Source organism: Muricauda sp. MAR_2010_75, from assembly GCF_000745185.1.
GTDB lineage: Bacteria > Bacteroidota > Bacteroidia > Flavobacteriales > Flavobacteriaceae > Flagellimonas.
Map to the genome: position 1 here is coordinate 2,305,491 of NZ_JQNJ01000001.1, position 19,179 is coordinate 2,324,669.

Below are 19,179 nucleotides of genomic sequence, written 5' to 3' on the forward strand. Positions count from 1 at the left end.
CTTTTTTTATTTTTGTAGGGTTTAGAATGCTATGAAAAAAGTCTTTGTTTTAATAATCCTGTTCATCTTTCCTTTGGTGGCCTATCTCTTTTTCGCCTCTGGGGTCAACAACTTTGGAAAGTTGCCTATTTTAACCGAGAATGTGCCTGATGTTTCCCGAATGGATGCTTCGGCAAAATTAAAGGGTAAAATTACCATTTTAGGCTTTTTAGGGAACAATATTGCGGAAAGAAAAGGCAATGCCTTCAACCTAAACCAAAAGATTTACAAACGTTTCAGTGAATTTCATGACTTTCAAATGTTGATGATTGTTCCTGAGGCGAGCAAAGATCAGGTGGAACCCCTTCGTGAGGAACTCAGTGAGCTCTCCGATGTACACAAATGGAACTTTGCCTATGGCAGTGAAACGGATATCCGCGCTTTTTTTGAGGGATTGAACACGGACATCACCTTGGATTCTGATTTGTATACGCCCTACGTGTTCATCATAGACAAAGATGAAAATCTCAGGGGAAGAAAGGACGATGAAGATGAAGGCACCAAATATGGATTCAACACCACATCTGTTGCAGAACTGAACAATAAAATGGAGGATGATGTCAAAATAATTTTGGCGGAATATCGCCTCGCTTTAAAAAAGAACAATGCCGACAGGAGCAAATAACAAGAAAAAGAGCACCTACATTTGGGTGTCAGCGATCATTCTTATTTTTGGAATTTTTGCGGTCTACGAGATTACCAAAAGGGTTAAGAGTGGAACCATTGTGGAGAATGATCGTATGAGCGTGGGACCGCAACAACAGGGGGTAGGCTTTGTGGTGAACCAAGGCCAAAAACGCAAAGTGCCCGATTTCTCATTCCTGAACCAAGACAGTACAATGGTTACCAATGAAGACTACCTTGGAAAGGTGTATGTTGTGGAATTCTTCTTTACCACCTGCCCCACCATTTGCCCCATAATGACAAAGAATTTGGTGGAGCTTCAAGACACGTTCAGGGATGAAGAAGATTTTGGCGTGGCGTCCTTTACCATAAACCCCAGATATGATACCCCATCGGTACTAAAAAGATATGCAGATAAATATGGGATTACCGATAAGGATTGGCATTTAATGACGGGAGATCAAGAAGAGATATATGGTTTGGCACAAGAAGGTTTCTATATCTTTGCCCAAGAAGATGAGGCCGCTCCGGGAGGTTTTGAACACTCCGGTATGTTCGCACTGATCGATAAAAATGGGTATATTCGTTCTCGTGAAGATGAACACGGCAACCCATTGATTTACTACAGAGGGACAATTACCGAAAAACAAGGGGTAAATGCTGATGGTGAAGCGCAGCAAATAACCATACTAAAAGAGGACATTAAAAAATTGCTTGCAGAATAATGGAAGAGATTTCTATTAGAGAGAAGAAATTCAATAAGTGGATTACGGCCATATCTGTGGCAATCCCTTTGGTTGTGGCATTGTTGTTTGCGTATAAAATACCCAATTCGGAACCGTTAAGTTTTTTACCGCCCATTTACGCAACCATAAACGGTATTACGGCTATTTTGTTAGTGGCAGCTGTTGTTGCCATTAGAAATGGCAGAAGAGCGTTGCACCAAAAATTAATGACCACATGTATATTTTTATCAGCCTTGTTTTTGGTCATGTATGTGGCGTATCACATGACTTCAGAAACTACTCTATATGGAGGCGAAGGGAACATTAAATATGTCTATTACTTTATTTTAATGACCCATATTGTACTTTCCATTTCGGTAATTCCATTGGTTTTGATCACCTATTCCAAAGTGTACCTGGACGATTTTGAAAGTCACAGAATGTGGGCCAAGTATACCTTTCCCATTTGGCTGTATGTAGCGGTAACTGGTGTTATCGTTTACATTATGATTTCGCCCTACTATTAATGGAAAACCTATGAAAGCTAAACTTTTCTGGATATTTGTACTGCTGTTGGTTTTTCCCTTCACTGTGGATGCCCAATGTGCCATGTGCAGGGCAGTAGTGGAAAGTGAAGCTGATGGAAGTACGGCAGAAGGTATCAACAACGGTATTGTGTACCTTATGGCGATACCCTATGTTTTGGTGGCAGGACTCTTCTATTTTATTTATCGAAGGATGCGGGGGTAAAATATTTTGAGAAAAATTCTTTTCCCAAAAGTGTAACAAACTCAAAGTGATGAAGTCCTATTATTGTACGCATGCGTATTTCATCAATCAAAACACCGACCTATGTTCGATATTGAAAGGTGGCAAGAAATATTCGATACCATCCGAAAGAACAAATTACGAACTTTTTTGACCGGACTCTCCGTTGCCTCTGGCATATTCATCCTTGTTATTTTATTGGGTTTTGGGCAGGGCATGCGAAATGGTATCGAGCATGAGTTTAAGCAAGATGCCTCCACCAGTGTTTGGGTGTGGCCAGGTGTTACCTCAAAGGAGTATAAAGGGCTAAACCCAGGTAGGCGAATTCAATTGGTTAACGAGAATTTTGAAAAGGCTAGTGCCATGTTCAATGAGACCATTGAATATGAATCCGCTCGAATATTTGTTGGCGGGGTCAGTGTAAACTATGGTAAGGAAGCCTTGGTGTATGGCATTCAGGGGGTAGGTTCGGATTTTCAGTTTATTGATAATGCCTCAATGGTAGAAGGCCGATTTATCAATTATCAAGATGAGGTCTCCACGGGAAAAGTGGCCATTATCGGCAATAAGATCAAGAAAGATGTTTTTACCGAAGTGGATTCCCCTCTTGGGGAGTTTATAGATATTTCGGGAATTCCCTTCAAGATTGTTGGTGTATTCAATGAAATGGAAGACCGCGAGGAGGAAGTGATCTATATCCCAATTACAACCGCCCAGCGTGTCTTTAATGGTGGGGATAGGGTAAGCAATATGTCGTATACGCTTCCACCCGTTGAAAATTTTGATGAGGCTGTGGCACAGTCCATCACCTTTAAAAATTATCTTAGGCAATATTTGCAACAAGCCCATACCATCGCTCCAGATGATACAGGGGCCATTGAAGTGTGGAGTGCCCTGGAAGAAGCCAAACGCTACTACGGACTCACCAACAATATTAAGCTGTTTTTTTGGTTCGTGGGCATTTGTACCATTATTGCCGGAGTAGTGGGGGTGAGCAATATTATGCTGATCGTAGTCAAAGAACGTACCAGGGAAATTGGAATTAGAAAAGCACTGGGAGCCAAACCTTGGTCTATTATTGCCATGATATTACACGAATCCATTTTTGTGACGGCCATTTCCGGTTTTAGCGGGCTCATTTTTAGTATGGCTTTATTGGAATTGGTAGGTCCACACATTGAGGTAGATTATGTTATGAACCCATCCGTGAACTTTAATGTGGCCTTTTCAACCGTTCTTGTCTTGATTTTGGCAGGAACTTTGGCGGGGTTTGTGCCCGCTTGGAGAGCGGCAAAGGTCCAGGTCATCGAATCATTGCGAGATGAATAAAAAAAGTTTGTACCATGTTCAATAGAGACAGATGGCGCGAAATATTGGAAGTGCTCACCACTAATGTGTGGCGTACCATATTTACTGCTTTTGGGGTCTGCTGGGGCATCTTTATCCTCATTGTGTTGTTGGCTGCAGGCAAAGGTCTCGAGAATGGCATTAAACAAGATTTTGGGGATATAGCCACCAACACCATGTTTATGTGGACAAGGGCCACCACCAAACCCTACGAAGGGTTGCCGAAAGGCAGAAGTTTTGAATTTAAGATCAGTGATGTGCAGGCCATTCAGGATAATGTTCCCAATATGCGCTTTATATCACCCAGAAACCAGTTAGGTGGATTTCGGGGATCTAACAACGTAGTTCGTGGAATAAGAACAGGAGCCTATAATGTGTACGGGGATTACCCGGAAATTATCAACCAAGATCCTATGACGGTTACCTCGGGTCGCTTTTTAAACTTCAATGACATTCAGGATAAACGAAAAGTGGCCATTATTGGGCAAGGGGTTAAAAATGATTTGTATGACCAAGATGAAGAGGTTTTAGGCACCTATATCAAGATTCAAGGGGTCAATTTTATGGTCATCGGAACGTATAAAAAGAACAATAGTGGAAATGGTGAAGAAGGACAGAAGGAAATTTTTGTGCCCTTTACCTCATTTTCCCAAGCGTTTAATAGAGGTGAAAATGTAGGGTGGATGGCCATTACCGCAAAAGATGGAAGTTCCATATCCCAACTGAAGGACAAGATTGTCAAAGTAATGAAGGAAAGGCATGAAGTACACCCTGAGGATACTCGTGCCATAGGGTATTTTGACCTTTACGAGCAGTACAACCGGGTGGAGAGTCTTTTTGGGGCTTTAAAGGGAGTGGCCTACATTGTGGGATTCATGGTGCTGCTTTCGGGAATCATTGGGGTGAGTAATATTATGCTCATTGTGGTGAAGGAACGCACTAAGGAAATTGGCATACGCAGGGCTTTGGGTGAACAACCATGGTCGATTAAAAAACAGATACTCATGGAATCCATTTTCTTGACCATTATCTCAGGAATGGTAGGGATTATTTTTGGTTCCCTGGTCATTTATGGAATCAACTCCTTGTTGGACAGTGTGGGGCCTGTAGATATGTTCATGAACCCCAGTGTAAGCGTTGGGGTTGTAAGCGGGGCGTTGCTCATTCTTATGATATCAGGACTTTTGGCAGGGTTTATTCCGGCCCAAAGTGCCATCAGGGTACGGCCCATTGAAGCATTGCGGACAGAATAAAATATCAATCAAAATAAGGTAAAAAAACATGAAAAAGTCGGTAACCATTATCATCCTGTTGCTCATCGTTATTGTATTCGGGGGCTCCATGTACTATTTGTACTCAAAAAATGCGGAAGATCCCGTGGTGTACGAGACCGAAACCCCATCCAAGCAGACCATTGTTAAAAAGGCAGTGGCCACAGGTAGTATTCTTCCGTTGGAAGAAGTATTGATCAAACCCAATATTTCCGGTGTGATCGAAGAAATTTATGTGGAGGGGGGTGATTACGTAAAATCAGGTGACCTTCTAGCCAAAATAAAAGTGGTTCCTAACCTTTCCGCGTTAAATGATGCCAAGAATGCCATTGATGAGGCCAAAATCAACCTGGACGATCAAAAAAGAAATTACGAACGCCAGTTAACGCTTTTCAACAAAGGGGTTATCTCCAAAACCGATTTGGAGCGGGCCCAAGTCTCCTACGACCAAGCAAAACAAGCATACGGTGCAGCCAACAAACGCTATGATATTGTACAGACCGGAACCACAAGTGGTCTCAGCAACGCCGCCAATACCATGATCAGGGCCACGGTGAGCGGTATGGTCTTGGAAGTTCCCGTAGAGGTGGGGAACCAGGTTATTGAAGCCAATAATTTCAACGAAGGAACTACCATAGCGGCCATTGCAGATGTTGACAAAATGATTTTTGAAGGCAAGGTGGACGAATCTGAAGTGGGTAAAATAATAGAAGATTTACCCTTGGAAATCACGGTTGGGGCCATCGAGAATAAGGTTTTTGATGCGGTTTTGGATTATATCGCTCCCAAAGGGAAAGAAGAAAACGGTGCCATTCAGTTTGAAATCAAAGGTAGTCTTAAAAAACTGGACACTACTTTTATTAGGGCAGGTCTTAGTGCGAACGCTTCGATTATTTTGGCAAGGGCAGATAGCGTTTTGGCCGTAAAGGAAGCTTTGATTCAATTTGACGATGATACCAAAAAGCCTTTTGTGGAAGTAGAAACTTCTGAACAAAAATTTGAACGCAGGGATGTGGAACTTGGCGTGAGTGACGGTATTTATGTCGAAGTCAAATCTGGAATCAATGCAGAGGATAAGGTAAAAGTCTGGAACGCGATTGAGGAGGACCCCTCCAATTAATAATCATTTAACATAAAATTTCAATACAATCTTGTAACAATTTAACAACTTGTATGTCTTACAAGCAGAAATCAAATGCAGGATAGCTAACATTACCAACCATGATAGAAATCAAAGATCTTCATAAATCCTATAAAATGGGAAGTAATTCCCTTCACGTTTTAAAAGGGATAAACTTTACCGTAGCTGAAGGTGAACTTGTGGCCATAATGGGATCTTCTGGATCTGGAAAATCAACTTTGTTGAACATATTGGGAATGTTAGATGAACTCGATGAAGGAACCTATACGCTTGATGGTGTGCCAATTAAAAATCTTAGCGAAACCAAAGCCGCACAGTACCGAAATAAATTTTTAGGATTTGTTTTTCAATCTTTCAATTTGATCAATTATAAAAGTGCCCTGGAGAATGTGGCACTTCCACTATACTACCAAAAAGTGCCGCGAAAAGAGCGTCAGGAGAAAGCCATGCAATATTTAGATCGGGTTGGTCTTAAACCATGGGCCAATCATTTGCCGAGCGAATTATCTGGAGGGCAAAAACAACGGGTGGCCATTGCTCGGGCCATGGCAGCCGAACCCAAAGTACTATTAGCAGATGAACCTACGGGTGCTTTGGACAGCACAACTTCGTATGAGGTCATGGACTTGATTCAGAAAATCAACGATGAAGGTAATACCATTTTAGTGGTGACCCACGAAGAAGATATCGCCCACATGTGTAAACGTATTGTACACCTAAAGGATGGTGTGATTGTGGAGGATAAAAAAGTAGAACAAGTTAGGGCTAACCAATATGTTTAATAGGGACAACTGGAAAGAGATATTCGAAACCATTCAGAAAAACAAGTTAAGGACCTTTCTTTCTGGTTTTACGGTGGCTTTGGGTATCCTGATATTTGTTGTTCTCTATGGTTTTGGGAATGGACTCATAAATACGTTTAACGAATTTTTTGAGGACGATGCCACCAATACCTTTTTTGTTTTTCCAGGTAGAACGTCCAAACCCTATAAAGGATATAAATCCAATAGGCAAATTGAATTTGATAATTCTGATTTGGTCGATATCGAGGAATCTTTCCCCCTGTTTTTAGAATATATTTCTCCTAGGGTAGACCGAAGTGGAGTGGTTAAGTATAAAAATGAATTTAATAATTATACCACTAGAGGAGTTAGTGAGTCCTACCAATTTGCGGAGAAGACCATGATTATGAAAGGTAGGTATCTTAATCAGGAAGATGTCAAAGAAAAGGCAAAATATGCAGTAATAGGGAGACTAGTGGAAAAGGATTTGTTCAAGAATGAAAATGCATTGGGCAAATACATAGATATTACCGGTAGTGCCTTTAAGGTTATTGGTGTATTTCAAGATGATGCCGGTGATGATGAGGAACGAAGAATCTATATTCCCTATACAACAAGACAATTAATAGAAAAGAATACAGATAAGGTAAATCAAATCGTAATAGGGTTTAAACCCGAAATTGGATATAGTGGGGCTATGGCTTTTGAGAGAAAGCTTGGAAACTTTATCCGGGAAAAGAAATTTATTGACCCAAGTGATCAAGGCGGTTTCTTTATTCGAAATGTGGCCGATCAGCTAAAGCAAAACCAACAATTTGCCGGAGTGTTGCAGATAATTGTGGCATTTGTGGCATTTGGTACCATAATAGCAGGTATTATTGGCATCAGTAATATCATGGTATTTGTTGTGAAGGAGCGCACTAAAGAGATAGGTATAAGAAAAGCATTGGGAGCTACTCCTAAGGCTGTGATTGGTACTATTCTTCTAGAGTCGATATTTATAACAACGGTATCCGGGGTGTTGGGAATGATTATAGGAGTAGCTATGTTGAGTTCGCTCGGGGATACCCTCAAGGATTACTTTATTTCCAATCCTTTCATCAATATGGGAACTGCCGTATTTGCTACCATTGTTTTGATTTTCTTTGGTGGATTGGCCGGATACATACCTGCCAGAAGGGCAGCTAGAATAAAACCAATTGTGGCATTAAGGGACGAATAAGATGAGATTTATTTTCGACAGAAATACTTGGCAAGAAATATTCGGTTCTATCAGCAAGAATAAGACAAGGACCATTATCACCATTGTGGGTGTATTATGGGGAATCTTTATTTATATAGCATTGTCTGGAGCCGCCAAAGGAATGGATAATGGTTTCGAAAAAGTCTTCGAAAGTGTTTCCATGAACAGTATGTTCGTTTGGGGCCAAAGTACAAGTATGCCTTATGAAGGGTTTAAGACAGGCCGTCCTATGCAGTTAAAACTGGGAGACGTTGCCAAGCTGAAGAACAGGATACCCGAAATCAATAATGTAGCACCTAGGATTACCTTAGGGAATTTTGGTACAGATCCCGTACTTACAGTACGAGGGCAAAAGTCTGGTTCATATCCGATTAATGGTGATTATCCCGTTTATACAAGAATAGCCACGAAGCAAATTTTTGATGGAGGAAGGTTCATTAATGACGAAGATATTAAGCAAGCTAGGAAAATCTGTGTTATTGGAGAACGAAACGTTCAGGAACTTTTTGAAAAAGATGAAGACCCCATTGGTCAGTTCATTAGAATTGGGGATGTTTATTTTCAAGTGGTCGGAATTCATAAACTTTCACAAGGTGTAAGTTTTGATAGTGATGCTGCCATTTTTATTCCTTTCACAACCTTTAGGAAACTTTACAATACAGGGGACAATGTGGATTATTTCTGTATAGCCGCCTATGATGATGTAGATGTGGTTCAAGTGGAGAAAGATGTAAAGACTTTGCTTAGAAACATTCATAGAGTAAATCCAGAGGACGAAAGGGCATTTGGTTCCTTTAATTTGGGGGAGATGTTCACCAGAGTTTCAGGTTTTGCCAAGGGAATGACATTTTTGAGCTTGATTGTAGGTATTGCAACCATATTGGCTGGGGTAATCGGTATTGGAAATATCTTGCTGATATCAGTAAAAGAGCGAACCAAAGAGCTGGGTGTAAGAAGAGCTCTTGGAGCGACTCCAAGAGAAGTACGTTCCCAAATTATATTGGAATCTGTTTTCCTAACCATGGTTGCAGGTGTCATGGGTATAATTTTAGGCGCAGGTGTATTATCTATAATAAATAACCTAACCAAGGATTTGGATTTCCCATATACCAATCCCACAGTGCCCATTCCTTACGTTCTGGGAGCACTATTGATAATGGTGGTACTTGGAACATTGATCGGGTTGATTCCGGCACAACGTGCAGTTAGTATAAAACCAATTGATGCATTAAGAGAAGAATGACAACCATTTAATAAATACGTAAAATGAACAAAATCGTAAAATATATTTTAATAGGAGTATTGGTGCTAGGTGCACTTTGGGCCGCTGTTTTCTTTATTAAATCAAACAGTAAATCTGCTATTACATATGAGACCAGTCAACCGTTTGTTTCCAGCATTGAAAAGAAAACAGTTGCTACTGGTAAGGTTGTCCCAGAAGATGAAATTGAAATCAAACCTCAAATTTCAGGAATTATAGAAAAGATTTATTTGGAAGAAGGGGCAAAAGTTAAGGCGGGTGACCTCATTGCCGTAATTAAGGTGGTTCCCAACGAACAATCGTTGAATCAGGCTAGTGGTAGGGTACGGAATGCCGAGTTGGCCCTTAATAATGCTAAAATTGAGTATGATAGAAATAAGGCACTTTTTGATAAAGGCGTTATATCCAATCAGGATTTTAATAATCTACAGTTGACTTATAACCAGGCGCAACAGGAATTGGAAAATGCCAGAGCGGACTATCAGATTATCCGCAGGGGTTCGGCCGGTGGTTCTTCAAGTGCCAATACCAATATTAGAGCTACTGTTGACGGTACCATTTTAGAGATTCCAGTTGAGGAAGGAGATCAGGTAATTCAAAGTAATAACTTCAATGATGGTACGACCATTGCTTCAATTGCAGATTTGGGTAAAATGATTTTCGAAGGAAAGGTAGATGAAGGAGAGGTTGGCAAACTTAAAGTTGGAACACCTTTAAAAATAAGTCTAGGAGCAGTCGAAGATGTGGAGTTGGATGCTAATCTAAAGTTTATTGCACCAAAGGGTATTGAGGAAACAGGTGCCGTTCAATTTAAGATAGAAGGTGATGTGGAGGAAAAGGAAGATGTGTTCATCCGTGCAGGGTATAGTGCCAACGCTTCCATTGTTTTGGAAAAAAAGGATAGCATCCTTGTAATTCCAGAAGCTGTATTGCAATTTGATAAGGAAACGGATAAACCCTATGTCGAAGTAGCCGTCGGTTCAGTTGAAGAGCAAAAATTTGAAAGAAGGGATATTGAAACAGGTATCTCTGATGGGATAAATGTTGAAATTATATCCGGATTAACCAAAGAAGATAAAGTCAAACATTGGAATAAAACAGAGCCTATTAAAAAAGGCGAGGATGAATCAGAGACAGAATAATAATTATCATCAATCAAAATAAAAATGAAGTATAAAATAACCATAATGCTGCTGCTATTGGTAGCGGGTACTTCCTTGGCACAAATGCGCAAATGGACCCTGCAAGAATGTGTGGAGTATGCACTGGAGAACAACTTGACCATAGAACAGTACGAACTGGATTTGGAAAACGCCACGATTGACAAATCGGATGCATTGGGGAATATGCTTCCCAATCTGAATGGATCAACATCCATGTCCAGCAACACGGGTTTTTCCATTAATCCAACCAACAACCTTCCCACGAACAGTACAGCGTTCAACGTGAATGCCGGTTTTAGCTCCAATGTGACCCTTTTTGACGGTTTACGGAACATTCACCAGATGAGTAGGGCCAAAATCAACGCCATTGCCAATCAATATCGATTGGATGACCTTAAGGACGATATACGGTTGAGCGTGGCCAATGCCTATTTACAGGTGCTTTCCAGCAAAGAACAATTGAAGACGTTCAGAGCCCAATATGCGGTTACGGAGCAGGACCTGAACCGAACCAAAGAATTGGTGGAATCTGGTGTTGTGCCCAGAGGAGATTTATTGGAGATAGAGGCTACTGCTGCCACCCAACAACAGCAAATTGTAAATGGTGAAGGAATGGTATTGATTTCCCGAGTAAATTTGGCCCAATTGCTTCAAATCACAGATTACGAAAATTTTGATATTGCCGAAGAGGAGTTTTTGATTCCACCTTCTGATATCTTGGACAATTCCGCAAAAGTAATTTTTGACAAAGCGTTGTCATTCAGGAATGACATCAAATTTTCTGAATCCAATGTGGAATTGGCCGAGGAAGACTTGAAAATTGCCAAAGGAGCCTACTACCCAACACTATCAGCCTTTTTTCAGTACGGAACAAGATATTCAGATGTAACCCAGATTCCTGATGGAAATGGAGTTCCGTACACACCCAATTTCACGGACCAACTTTGGATTTTTGATGGTATCTCTTACGGAGCACAGTTAAATGTGCCCATTTTTAACGGATGGAGCACCAAGAACAATGTAAAACGTTCCCAAATCAGTTTGGAAAGGGCCAAATTGCAGTTGGAACAAAACAAATTGGACTTGGAAACCAATATCCAACAAGCGTATGTGGATGTGAGTACCTTTGAAAAAGCCTATGAAGCTGCAGAAAAAACATTGGAAGCACGCCGATTGGCCTATGAATATGCCAAGGAGCGCTATGATGTGGGCTTGATGAACGCCTTCGATTTTAGTCAAGCGCAAGCAAGGGTAGACAATGCACAGGCCGATGTAATTCGCACCAAATACGATTATATCTTCCGATTGAAAATATTGGAGTTCTACTTTGGTTTGCCCATTTCTTTAAACTAAATTATGTTGAATACGTCATTCTGAACTCGATTCAGCATCTCACTTCTTGGAGTGTAAGATGAGACCCTGAACCAAGTTCAGGGTGACGCTCCGTAAGAAGAGGGATATTTTTTAAGTCGGCTGGGGGCAAACCAGTATCTTTGTGGCCGCTATGGCCATTATACTCAATTTAGAAACAGCAACGACCAATTGCTCTGTAAGCATTTCCAAAGGAAATGAGGTGATTTTCCTAAAGGAAAACAATGCGGTGAGCTACTCCCATTCTGAACAATTGCACGTATTTATCAAAGAAGCCTTGGATGAGGTTTCTTTGTCATTTTCGGACCTAAATGCAATTGCTATCAGTAAAGGACCTGGTTCCTACACTGGGCTTCGTATTGGTGTTTCCGCGGCCAAGGGATTGTGTTTTTCGTTGGATCTGCCTTTGATTTCCGTTCCAACCTTGGAAAGTATGGCCCACCAGGTGCAACTTGGGGAAGGAGAGTTGGCTATTCCGGTTTTGGATGCGCGGCGCATGGAGGTATATTCCGCTGTGTTCAATCATCAGTATAAAGAGATACGGGAGACGCGTGCAGAAATCATTGATGAAAGTTCCTTTGCTGACTACGTTTCCGAGCCTAAAGTTTATGTAGTGGGAAGCGGTGCCGAAAAATGTAAGGATGTTTTAGGGCATTCCAATTTTCAGTTTGATGCATCCATAGTACCTTCAGCAAAAGAAATGGCCCCTATTGCCTTTGAAAAGTACAAGAAGGGCCAGTGTGAAGATATAGCGTATTTTGAACCGTATTACCTCAAGGATTTCGTGATTCAGTCCAAAAAGAAGCCTTAATCTTTTGGAGCTTGGTGCATAACCCGTTGTGGGAAAGGAATCTCAATTCCAGCGGCATCAAAACGTAGTTTTGCCTGTTCGATTACATAAAAGTGCGCTGGCCAAAATACTTCGTTGGCAGCCCAAAAACGCAACGTTAAGTTCACGGAACTATCAGCCAAAGCACCAACATATACTTCAGGGGCAGGTTCTTTGAGGATATTTTCGTTTTCCGCACAGATTTGAAGCAGAATGTCTTTGGCTTCCTTAATATTGGAACCATAGCCAATGCCCACATCAATCTTGTCCCTTCGGTTATTTTCCATGTTGTAGTTGACAATGTTACCGTTGGATAATTGTCCGTTTGGAATAATGGCCACTTGATTGCCAAAAGTGTTCAGTTTGGTGTTGAAGATGGAGATTTCCTTCACGGTTCCATCCACACCTTGGGCCGATATCCAATCCCCAACTTTAAAAGGTTTAAAGATGAGAATGAGAACCCCTCCGGCAAAATTGGCCAAGGAACCCTGTAAAGCCAGACCAATGGCCAAACCGGCAGCACCTACAATGGCTACCAAGGATGAGGTTTTTACACCCAATTGGGTAATTACAAGCACAAAGAGCAATGCTTTTAATGCTATACTGAAAAAGCTTTGCAAGAAGGTTTCCAAGGTTTCATCATAATCCTTTTTCTCAAAAAACCGCCTGATGAGTTTGTTTATGAACCGAATGATCCACAAACCAATGAAAAAGGTAAGGACAGCCAAAACCAGATTGGGCAAAACCCCAATGGCCAATTCAACACCTCTGTCAATATACTCTTGGTAATTTTTAATTTCGTCCATAATTATGTTTTGTTTCACGACAACCTAATTGAAAAATTTATAATATTCAAGAATGCCCTTTTTAAACAAATGTTAACCTTTATTTGAAGGATTTGATTTGCTCTAAAATCTCCTCTGAAGTGGTCACGGGCAATTTGCAGGTTCCTTCAATACATACATAGGCCAAAGTTTCACCATCAACATGTCTATTTTCCAAAAGTTCAAGATTTCCTTCTTGTTCGGACCCCACCAAAATGCTGTTTGGCAGATAATTGCTGGCTACTTTCTTGCCCAAGGCTTTATGATCCTCACCGACAAGGGCTATTTCAAAGAAGTTTTGGTTTTCATACAAAACCACGTGCAACCAATTGGCAAAACCTTGTGCACTGGTGTCAAAATCTTTTTGCACATTTAGAACCATTTGCTTGGCAATATCCCCATAACCTTCTTTTGGATACAGTTTATGAAATTTGAGAAGGTTTTTGGCCATGATGGAATTGGAGGCCGAAATAACATTGTCACTGGTTTCAATACTTCTGCGTATCAGCGAATGGTCTTCATCCGAAGTAAAGAAGAACATGCCGGATTCCTTGTCTTTAAAATGGACCTTGGTGTAATCCAACAATTTTTTGGAGTGATTGAGCCATTTCTCATCAAAAGTTACCTCATAAAGGGCCAAATACGCCTCAATTACGGAAGCATAATCCTCTAAAAAGGCATTTATGCTACTTTTCCCCTCTTTATGGTTCCTAAAGAGCGAATAATCATCCTTGATCATTTCCGATTCAATGAATTTGGCATTTTTAAGGGCCATTTCCAGATAGGTATCGTTGCCCAAATAACGATAAGCGTCCACCAAGCCCTTTAACATCAATCCATTCCAGGAGGTCAATATTTTATCATCCAACCTGGGTTTGGAACGTTTTTCCCTTTCAGTTTTCAAGATATTCAAGGCATTGTCCATTTTGGTTTTCAGCTCTGCAACCGAAATATTGAATTTTTCTGCAATTTCCTCATCCGGTTTGTCCTTGATGAGCACATAATTCCCTTCTTCCCACAAGCCATAGGAATTAATGTTGAAATACGCTTCAAAAATGCTATAATCCTCTGCTAAGAGCTGCTTTAATTCTTCCTTTGTCCAGACATAATAGGCGCCTTCTTCCAATTCGCCTTCTTCGTTCAGGCTATCCGCATCCAAAGACGAATAAAAACCTCCGTTTTCATCCCAAAGTTCTTCTTGTACAAAACCAACGGTCTCATCCACCACCTCTTTGTACATTTCATTTTTGGTGACAGCATAGGCTTTGGCGTACAGACTGGCCAATTGCCCATTGTCATAGAGCATTTTCTCAAAATGGGGTACATGCCATGTCGTGTCCACCGCATATCTGGAAAATCCCCCGCCCACATGGTCATAGACACCTCCGTAGGCCATTCTTCGAAGTGTGGTGTTTACCTGCTCCAAGAGCTCAGGTTTGTTGTTTGCAGTGGCATAGTGCAGCAGAAAATCCCAATTGTTGGGCATCATAAATTTTGGGGCACGTTTGTATCCGCCCAAAAAAGAATCGAAATATTGCGACCAGTTACTCACTGCGGCATCCAATTGGTCCAGACTGTACAAATCAGATTCCGAAGCATTTTCAACTAGATTGATGGCGTGGATACCATTGGCAAGGTCAGCGGCATATTGTGTGACCCTGGATTTGTCGTTTTTGTAGAGTTCTGTAAGTTGTTGGAGGGATTTTATCCAATTATCTTTGGGAACGTAGGTGGCGCCCCAGAATGGTCTTCCATCGGGCAGTGCCACAATGTTGAGGGGCCATCCACCGTTGCCGGACATCATTTGGATGGCATCCATATAGATTTGGTCCACATCGGGTCGCTCCTCACGATCTATTTTAATGTTGATGAAGTTCTCGTTCATTAGTTGGGCCACTTCTTCATCCTCAAAGCATTCCTTTTCCATGACATGGCACCAATGACAGGCGGCGTAACCAATGCTGATGAGCAAGGGTTTATCTTCTTTTTGGGCACGTTCCAAAACTTCTGGGTGCCACGCTTCCCAATTCACGGGATTGTGGGCATGTTGCAATAGGTACGGACTGGTCTCGTTGATTAGGGCGTTGGTATGTTTGTGGGTCACTTTGTCGGATTTTTGCTTACAACCAAAGAAGAAAAAGGGTAAAACCAATACAATGGCGATTCTTTTTAGCATAGGATTCTTTTTGAACATAAAAAAAGCGCCCATTTCGGGCGCTATTTGGTAAATTGCCCTTAGGGTTATTGCACCTCAAAGGTAATTTTAACGTTGACTCTATAATTATCGATTTTTCCGTCCTTAACCGTGGCACTTTGCTCGTTGATATAGACGGAACGAATATTCTTCACCGATTTAGTAGCCTGGTCCAATGCATTTTTGGTTGCATCTTCCCAACTTTTATCGGAATTTGCTAATACTTCAATTACTTTTAAAACTGCCATGGGTAGTGATTTTTAAATTTATTCAATTTAACAAAAATTGACCACAATTGTGGTAAGAATACCTTAAAAATCAGCCGTTGAGCGCCACAACTTCCCGGATTTTGTCCCCCATCATATTCTTCAACATGGTCTCGATACCATTTTTAAGGGTAAAGGTGGAAGAAGGACAACCACTGCACGCACCTTGAAGGATGACACTTACCGTTCGGCTCTCTTCTTCATACGATTGGAACATGATGTTTCCACCATCGCTGGCAACCGCTGGCTTTACGTATTCTTCCAATATGTCGATAATCTGTTGTGAAGTGTCATCATACTGGGTCCGGGCAGCATTTTGATCGGCATTTTCCTTTGTTTTTTGAATGGCCTCAGCAGAAATTACTTCCTTGCCATCCCCTAAAAAGTCCCGGATAAACTCGCGGAGTTGCATGGTGATTTCTTCCCAATCGGCAACTTCGTATTTTATGACGGAAACATAATTCTCATCAAAAAAGACCTCTTTCACAAAAGGAAATTGAAAAAGTTCCCGCGCTAAAGGGGAATCTTTGGCCTCATCAATATTTTTAAACTCGAACGTTGTGGGTACAAGGCGTTTGTTGCTAACAAACTTCATCGCTGCTGGATTGGGCGTTACCTCCGCATAAACGGTGACGGGCTCTTTTTTCTGGGTCAATTCTTCATGTACCACTGGTTCCCCAGCATTAAGGTATTCCACCAATTGTTGGGCCACTTCATCCTTAACATCATCCCACTCTACAATGTCATAGCGCTCCAGAGCAATGAAGTTTCCGGAAATGTAGACCGTTTTAATAAATGGAAGATAGAAGAGTTGTTGTGCCAAGGGAGAATCCTTGGCTTCATCTATGTTTTTGTATTCGTAATTGCCCTTGACCAAGAAATGGTTGGCTTCCAATTTAATGATCTTTGGGTTGTTTGTGGCAACTATGGTGATGTTGTATTCTTTCATGGCAAATCTTTCCTGCAAAAGTACCAATAGTTAGGTTGTGTTGCAAAAAATATAATAATGTACAGTATCCACCGTTATTTTAATGTTTAATTATATTTAAACCTCATTTTAGCCCAAAATCGTCACATGAGACGCTACCTAACCCCAATCATCATCAGCCTGTTTTTTGGGCTAGCAGCCAAGGCACAAGAAGGTATCCCGGTTTATTTTGATTATCTCGCGGACAACTATTATTTGGTATATCCATCCATGGCGGGTATTGCCGAGGGAACCAAAATACGCCTTACGGCCAGAAAGCAATGGTTTAATGTGGATGAAGCGCCCAGTTTGCAAACGTTCAACATAAATTCCAGAGTGGGTTCACGAAGTGGTGTTGGCGGGATTATCTTCAATGATGCCAATGGCTATCACTCCCAAACCGGTTTTAAGGCCACTTATGCGCATCACTTACAATTGGCCGGGGATTTTAGGACACTGAACCAATTGTCCTTTGGTTTGAGTGCTGGGGTGATATTGAGCAGTTTGGACGAAACTGAGTTTAGATCGGTTATTCCCGACCCGGTGATTACGGGGGTAAAGAATACCACAAGTTATTTTAATGTTGACCTAGGGGCATCCTACAATCTTTTCGAATTTTATGCCCATGCCGCAATCTTGAATATTTTGGGTAGTGGTCGAGATTTGTATACCGCTGCGGAATTTGACAATTTAAGGAGGTATTTATTGTCCGTAGGGTATGTTTTTGGAAGGAGCACCCGAATTGAACCTTCCATCTTGTTCCAGATGACCGATTTTACCAAAGAAAAGACCATCGACTTGAATGCCAAAGTGTATAAAGATGTAAGTTTTGGGACCATTTGGGCCGGATTGTCGTACCGAAGAAGTTTTGATGGTGCCCAATTTCAGACCAACGGTGGTTTTGGGGAACAGCGATTGCAGTTGTTCACTCCAATTATCGGTGTAAATGTGAACCGGTTTTTATTCTCTTATAATTATTCTTACCAATCTGGTGATATTCGTTTTGATAATGGTGGTTTCCATCAGATTACTTTGGGATATGACTTTGGGCAAAGTGATCAAGGTAAACGATACGACTGTTACTGTCCGGCGGCCAATAACTAAAAATGGCCTATCGGTTTAGGATAGACCATTTTTCACTGTTCAGCACTATGACTTAAGCCTAATCCCAAGTATAGTTCTTTTTGGAAGCCTGAGTTTTAATCGCGCTCAGCAAGGCATTTTCCAACTCCCCTGTTTCTTCTTTTTGATGTTCGGCAATATAGGCCTCACGTTTGGCATTCAGTTCCTGGATTTCTTTTTGAATTTTTTCGCGCTCTGCTTTTTTCTCATTCACATAGTTCTTGATTTCGCTTTCAGATTTCCCTTTAAGCGCTGGAGGAAGTTCTTCTTCTTTCAATTCCAAAATAATTTCCTCGTCTTCCTCAACCGCATCCACCAAATCCCATTGCGAATTCTTGTATAATCGTGAACTTTTGCTCACCGAGCGTTTTACAGCTACTGCGGCCTCCATTTCGGCAGCATTGCCGTCCTGTGCACTTTGCATTGCCTTTTTTTGTCTGCCCAAGCTTCCATAAGAAATATAGGTGTTGTTCAATTTTGAGTTCAAACGGATGATGACATCATCGTATGGGGTAGCAATATGCACCACTTGCCGGTTATGGTCAATGGCCATATAATCCCCTCCGGTCAATGTGGCGCCATTTTTCCACTTTGTGGAAATACCTTGCTCGTAATTGCCGCAGAAGATGGTGTTGACAATGACATCCTTTTCCTTGGCATTATAGGCCGCATCCTTATAGTTCAGCTTACCTTGGGTGAAAGGCTCGTTTCCAGCAATGAAAATCATCTTAAGGTCATCGGCATTTTTGCCCCAATCCAACTGCTTCAAAGAGGTTTGGATTACCTCACCACAATATTCTTCACCACCGTTCGTGGTCAAGGAGAACAATTTTTCGGAAATCTCATCCAAATCATTGCTGAACCCTAGGACCTGTCTTATGTAACCTTCTCTGGAAGATAAGTTGTCGTTTCCATATTCATAAAGGGCAATCTGAAGTGAAGGTCTGCTATCGTTTCCGCATTTGGCATGGGTAAATTCATTTACAATGTCCCAAAGTTGGGCCTTGGCCTGATTGATAAGACCGTCCATGCTATTGCTGGTGTCCAGCAACAGGGCGATCTTTACATATTGCTTGGCTGGTTTTTCAACAATGGATTTTGCGATCAAGGTGGTGTTCGCAGGTTCTTTGATCTTAAGATTACAGCCGTAGGATGTTCCTACCACCGTTATAAAAAGTACTGTTCCGAATAGATGTTTCAAATATTTCATGATTCTTTTTTTTACAATGATGCCCTAAAAGT

At 41.3% G+C, this 19,179-nt stretch carries 19 protein-coding genes; 14 read left to right on the top strand and 5 right to left on the bottom strand.

The features are described 5' to 3' along the window. Window positions 1-31 precede the first annotated feature (31 nt). The 13 genes from FG28_RS10230 (at window position 32) to tsaB (ending at window position 12,546) form a co-directional block, all read left to right on the top strand. Window positions 32-664, top strand: a complete 633-nt coding sequence (locus FG28_RS10230; RefSeq protein ID WP_036382502.1) for a hypothetical protein — start codon at window positions 32-34, stop codon at window positions 662-664. Further along, complete coding sequence (locus FG28_RS10235) at window positions 645-1,388, top strand: SCO family protein (protein WP_036382504.1); 744 nt, start codon at window positions 645-647, stop codon at window positions 1,386-1,388. Before FG28_RS10230 ends, FG28_RS10235 begins: the two co-directional genes overlap by 20 nt. Further along, window positions 1,388-1,915: a DUF420 domain-containing protein gene (locus FG28_RS10240; protein ID WP_036382505.1), complete on the top strand. Its 528-nt coding sequence runs from the start codon at window positions 1,388-1,390 to the stop codon at window positions 1,913-1,915. The genes FG28_RS10235 and FG28_RS10240 overlap by 1 nt, the downstream gene beginning before the upstream one ends. 10 nt (window positions 1,916-1,925) lie before the next feature. Next, window positions 1,926-2,138: a hypothetical protein gene (locus FG28_RS10245; RefSeq protein WP_036382507.1), complete on the top strand. Its 213-nt coding sequence runs from the start codon at window positions 1,926-1,928 to the stop codon at window positions 2,136-2,138. Between the two features lie 102 nt (window positions 2,139-2,240). Further along, on the top strand, window positions 2,241-3,485 hold the full coding sequence (locus FG28_RS10250; protein ID WP_036382509.1) for an ABC transporter permease: 1,245 nt from the start codon (window positions 2,241-2,243) through the stop codon (window positions 3,483-3,485). Window positions 3,486-3,499: 14 nt separating this feature from the next. Continuing rightward, window positions 3,500-4,756, top strand: coding sequence for an ABC transporter permease (locus FG28_RS10255; RefSeq protein WP_036382510.1), 1,257 nt, complete (start codon window positions 3,500-3,502; stop codon window positions 4,754-4,756). A 28-nt stretch (window positions 4,757-4,784) separates the two neighbouring features. Further along, a complete protein-coding gene (locus FG28_RS10260; protein WP_036382512.1) occupies window positions 4,785-5,894 on the top strand; it encodes an efflux RND transporter periplasmic adaptor subunit in 1,110 nt (369 codons plus the stop codon). 101 nt (window positions 5,895-5,995) lie between these two features. Further along, on the top strand, window positions 5,996-6,697 hold the full coding sequence (locus FG28_RS10265) for an ABC transporter ATP-binding protein (RefSeq protein WP_036382514.1): 702 nt from the start codon (window positions 5,996-5,998) through the stop codon (window positions 6,695-6,697). Beyond that, entirely contained in the window at window positions 6,690-7,919 is a 1,230-nt protein-coding gene (locus FG28_RS10270; protein WP_036382516.1) for an ABC transporter permease, read from the top strand. Before FG28_RS10265 ends, FG28_RS10270 begins: the two co-directional genes overlap by 8 nt. 1 nt (window position 7,920) lies before the next feature. Next, window positions 7,921-9,183, top strand: coding sequence for an ABC transporter permease (locus FG28_RS10275; protein WP_036382518.1), 1,263 nt, complete (start codon window positions 7,921-7,923; stop codon window positions 9,181-9,183). A 23-nt stretch (window positions 9,184-9,206) separates the two neighbouring features. Continuing rightward, the gene (locus FG28_RS10280; protein WP_036382521.1) at window positions 9,207-10,343 is read left to right on the top strand and encodes an efflux RND transporter periplasmic adaptor subunit; all 1,137 of its coding nucleotides are present in this window, start codon (window positions 9,207-9,209) and stop codon (window positions 10,341-10,343) included. A gap of 24 nt (window positions 10,344-10,367) precedes the next feature. After that, window positions 10,368-11,717 carry a TolC family protein gene (locus FG28_RS10285; protein ID WP_036382523.1) on the top strand — a complete coding sequence of 450 codons (1,350 nt, stop codon included), beginning with the start codon at window positions 10,368-10,370 and terminating at the stop codon, window positions 11,715-11,717. Window positions 11,718-11,868: 151 nt separating this feature from the next. Next, a complete protein-coding gene (gene tsaB, locus FG28_RS10290; RefSeq protein WP_036382524.1) occupies window positions 11,869-12,546 on the top strand; it encodes a tRNA (adenosine(37)-N6)-threonylcarbamoyltransferase complex dimerization subunit type 1 TsaB in 678 nt (225 codons plus the stop codon). Here tsaB and FG28_RS10295 read toward each other — a convergent pair. From FG28_RS10295 to FG28_RS10310, 4 genes are all read right to left on the bottom strand, one after another. Continuing rightward, a complete protein-coding gene (locus FG28_RS10295; protein ID WP_036382526.1) occupies window positions 12,543-13,370 on the bottom strand; it encodes a mechanosensitive ion channel family protein in 828 nt (275 codons plus the stop codon). The genes tsaB and FG28_RS10295 overlap by 4 nt on opposite strands. A gap of 79 nt (window positions 13,371-13,449) precedes the next feature. Further along, the gene (locus FG28_RS10300; protein ID WP_051947595.1) at window positions 13,450-15,564 is read right to left on the bottom strand and encodes a thioredoxin domain-containing protein; all 2,115 of its coding nucleotides are present in this window, start codon (window positions 15,562-15,564) and stop codon (window positions 13,450-13,452) included. A 65-nt stretch (window positions 15,565-15,629) separates the two neighbouring features. Continuing rightward, a complete protein-coding gene (locus FG28_RS10305; protein ID WP_036382528.1) occupies window positions 15,630-15,830 on the bottom strand; it encodes a dodecin family protein in 201 nt (66 codons plus the stop codon). A gap of 70 nt (window positions 15,831-15,900) precedes the next feature. Beyond that, complete coding sequence (locus FG28_RS10310) at window positions 15,901-16,797, bottom strand: NifU family protein (RefSeq protein ID WP_036386469.1); 897 nt, start codon at window positions 16,795-16,797, stop codon at window positions 15,901-15,903. Window positions 16,798-16,923: 126 nt separating this feature from the next. On the opposite strand from FG28_RS10310, the gene FG28_RS10315 reads away from it, so the two are divergent. After that, window positions 16,924-17,919, top strand: coding sequence for a type IX secretion system membrane protein PorP/SprF (locus tag FG28_RS10315; protein ID WP_036382530.1), 996 nt, complete (start codon window positions 16,924-16,926; stop codon window positions 17,917-17,919). A 58-nt stretch (window positions 17,920-17,977) separates the two neighbouring features. Here the strand turns inward: FG28_RS10315 and FG28_RS10320 are convergent, their stop codons facing one another. After that, window positions 17,978-19,147, bottom strand: a complete 1,170-nt coding sequence (locus tag FG28_RS10320; protein ID WP_036382532.1) for a VWA domain-containing protein — start codon at window positions 19,145-19,147, stop codon at window positions 17,978-17,980. Window positions 19,148-19,179: the final 32 nt, after the last annotated feature.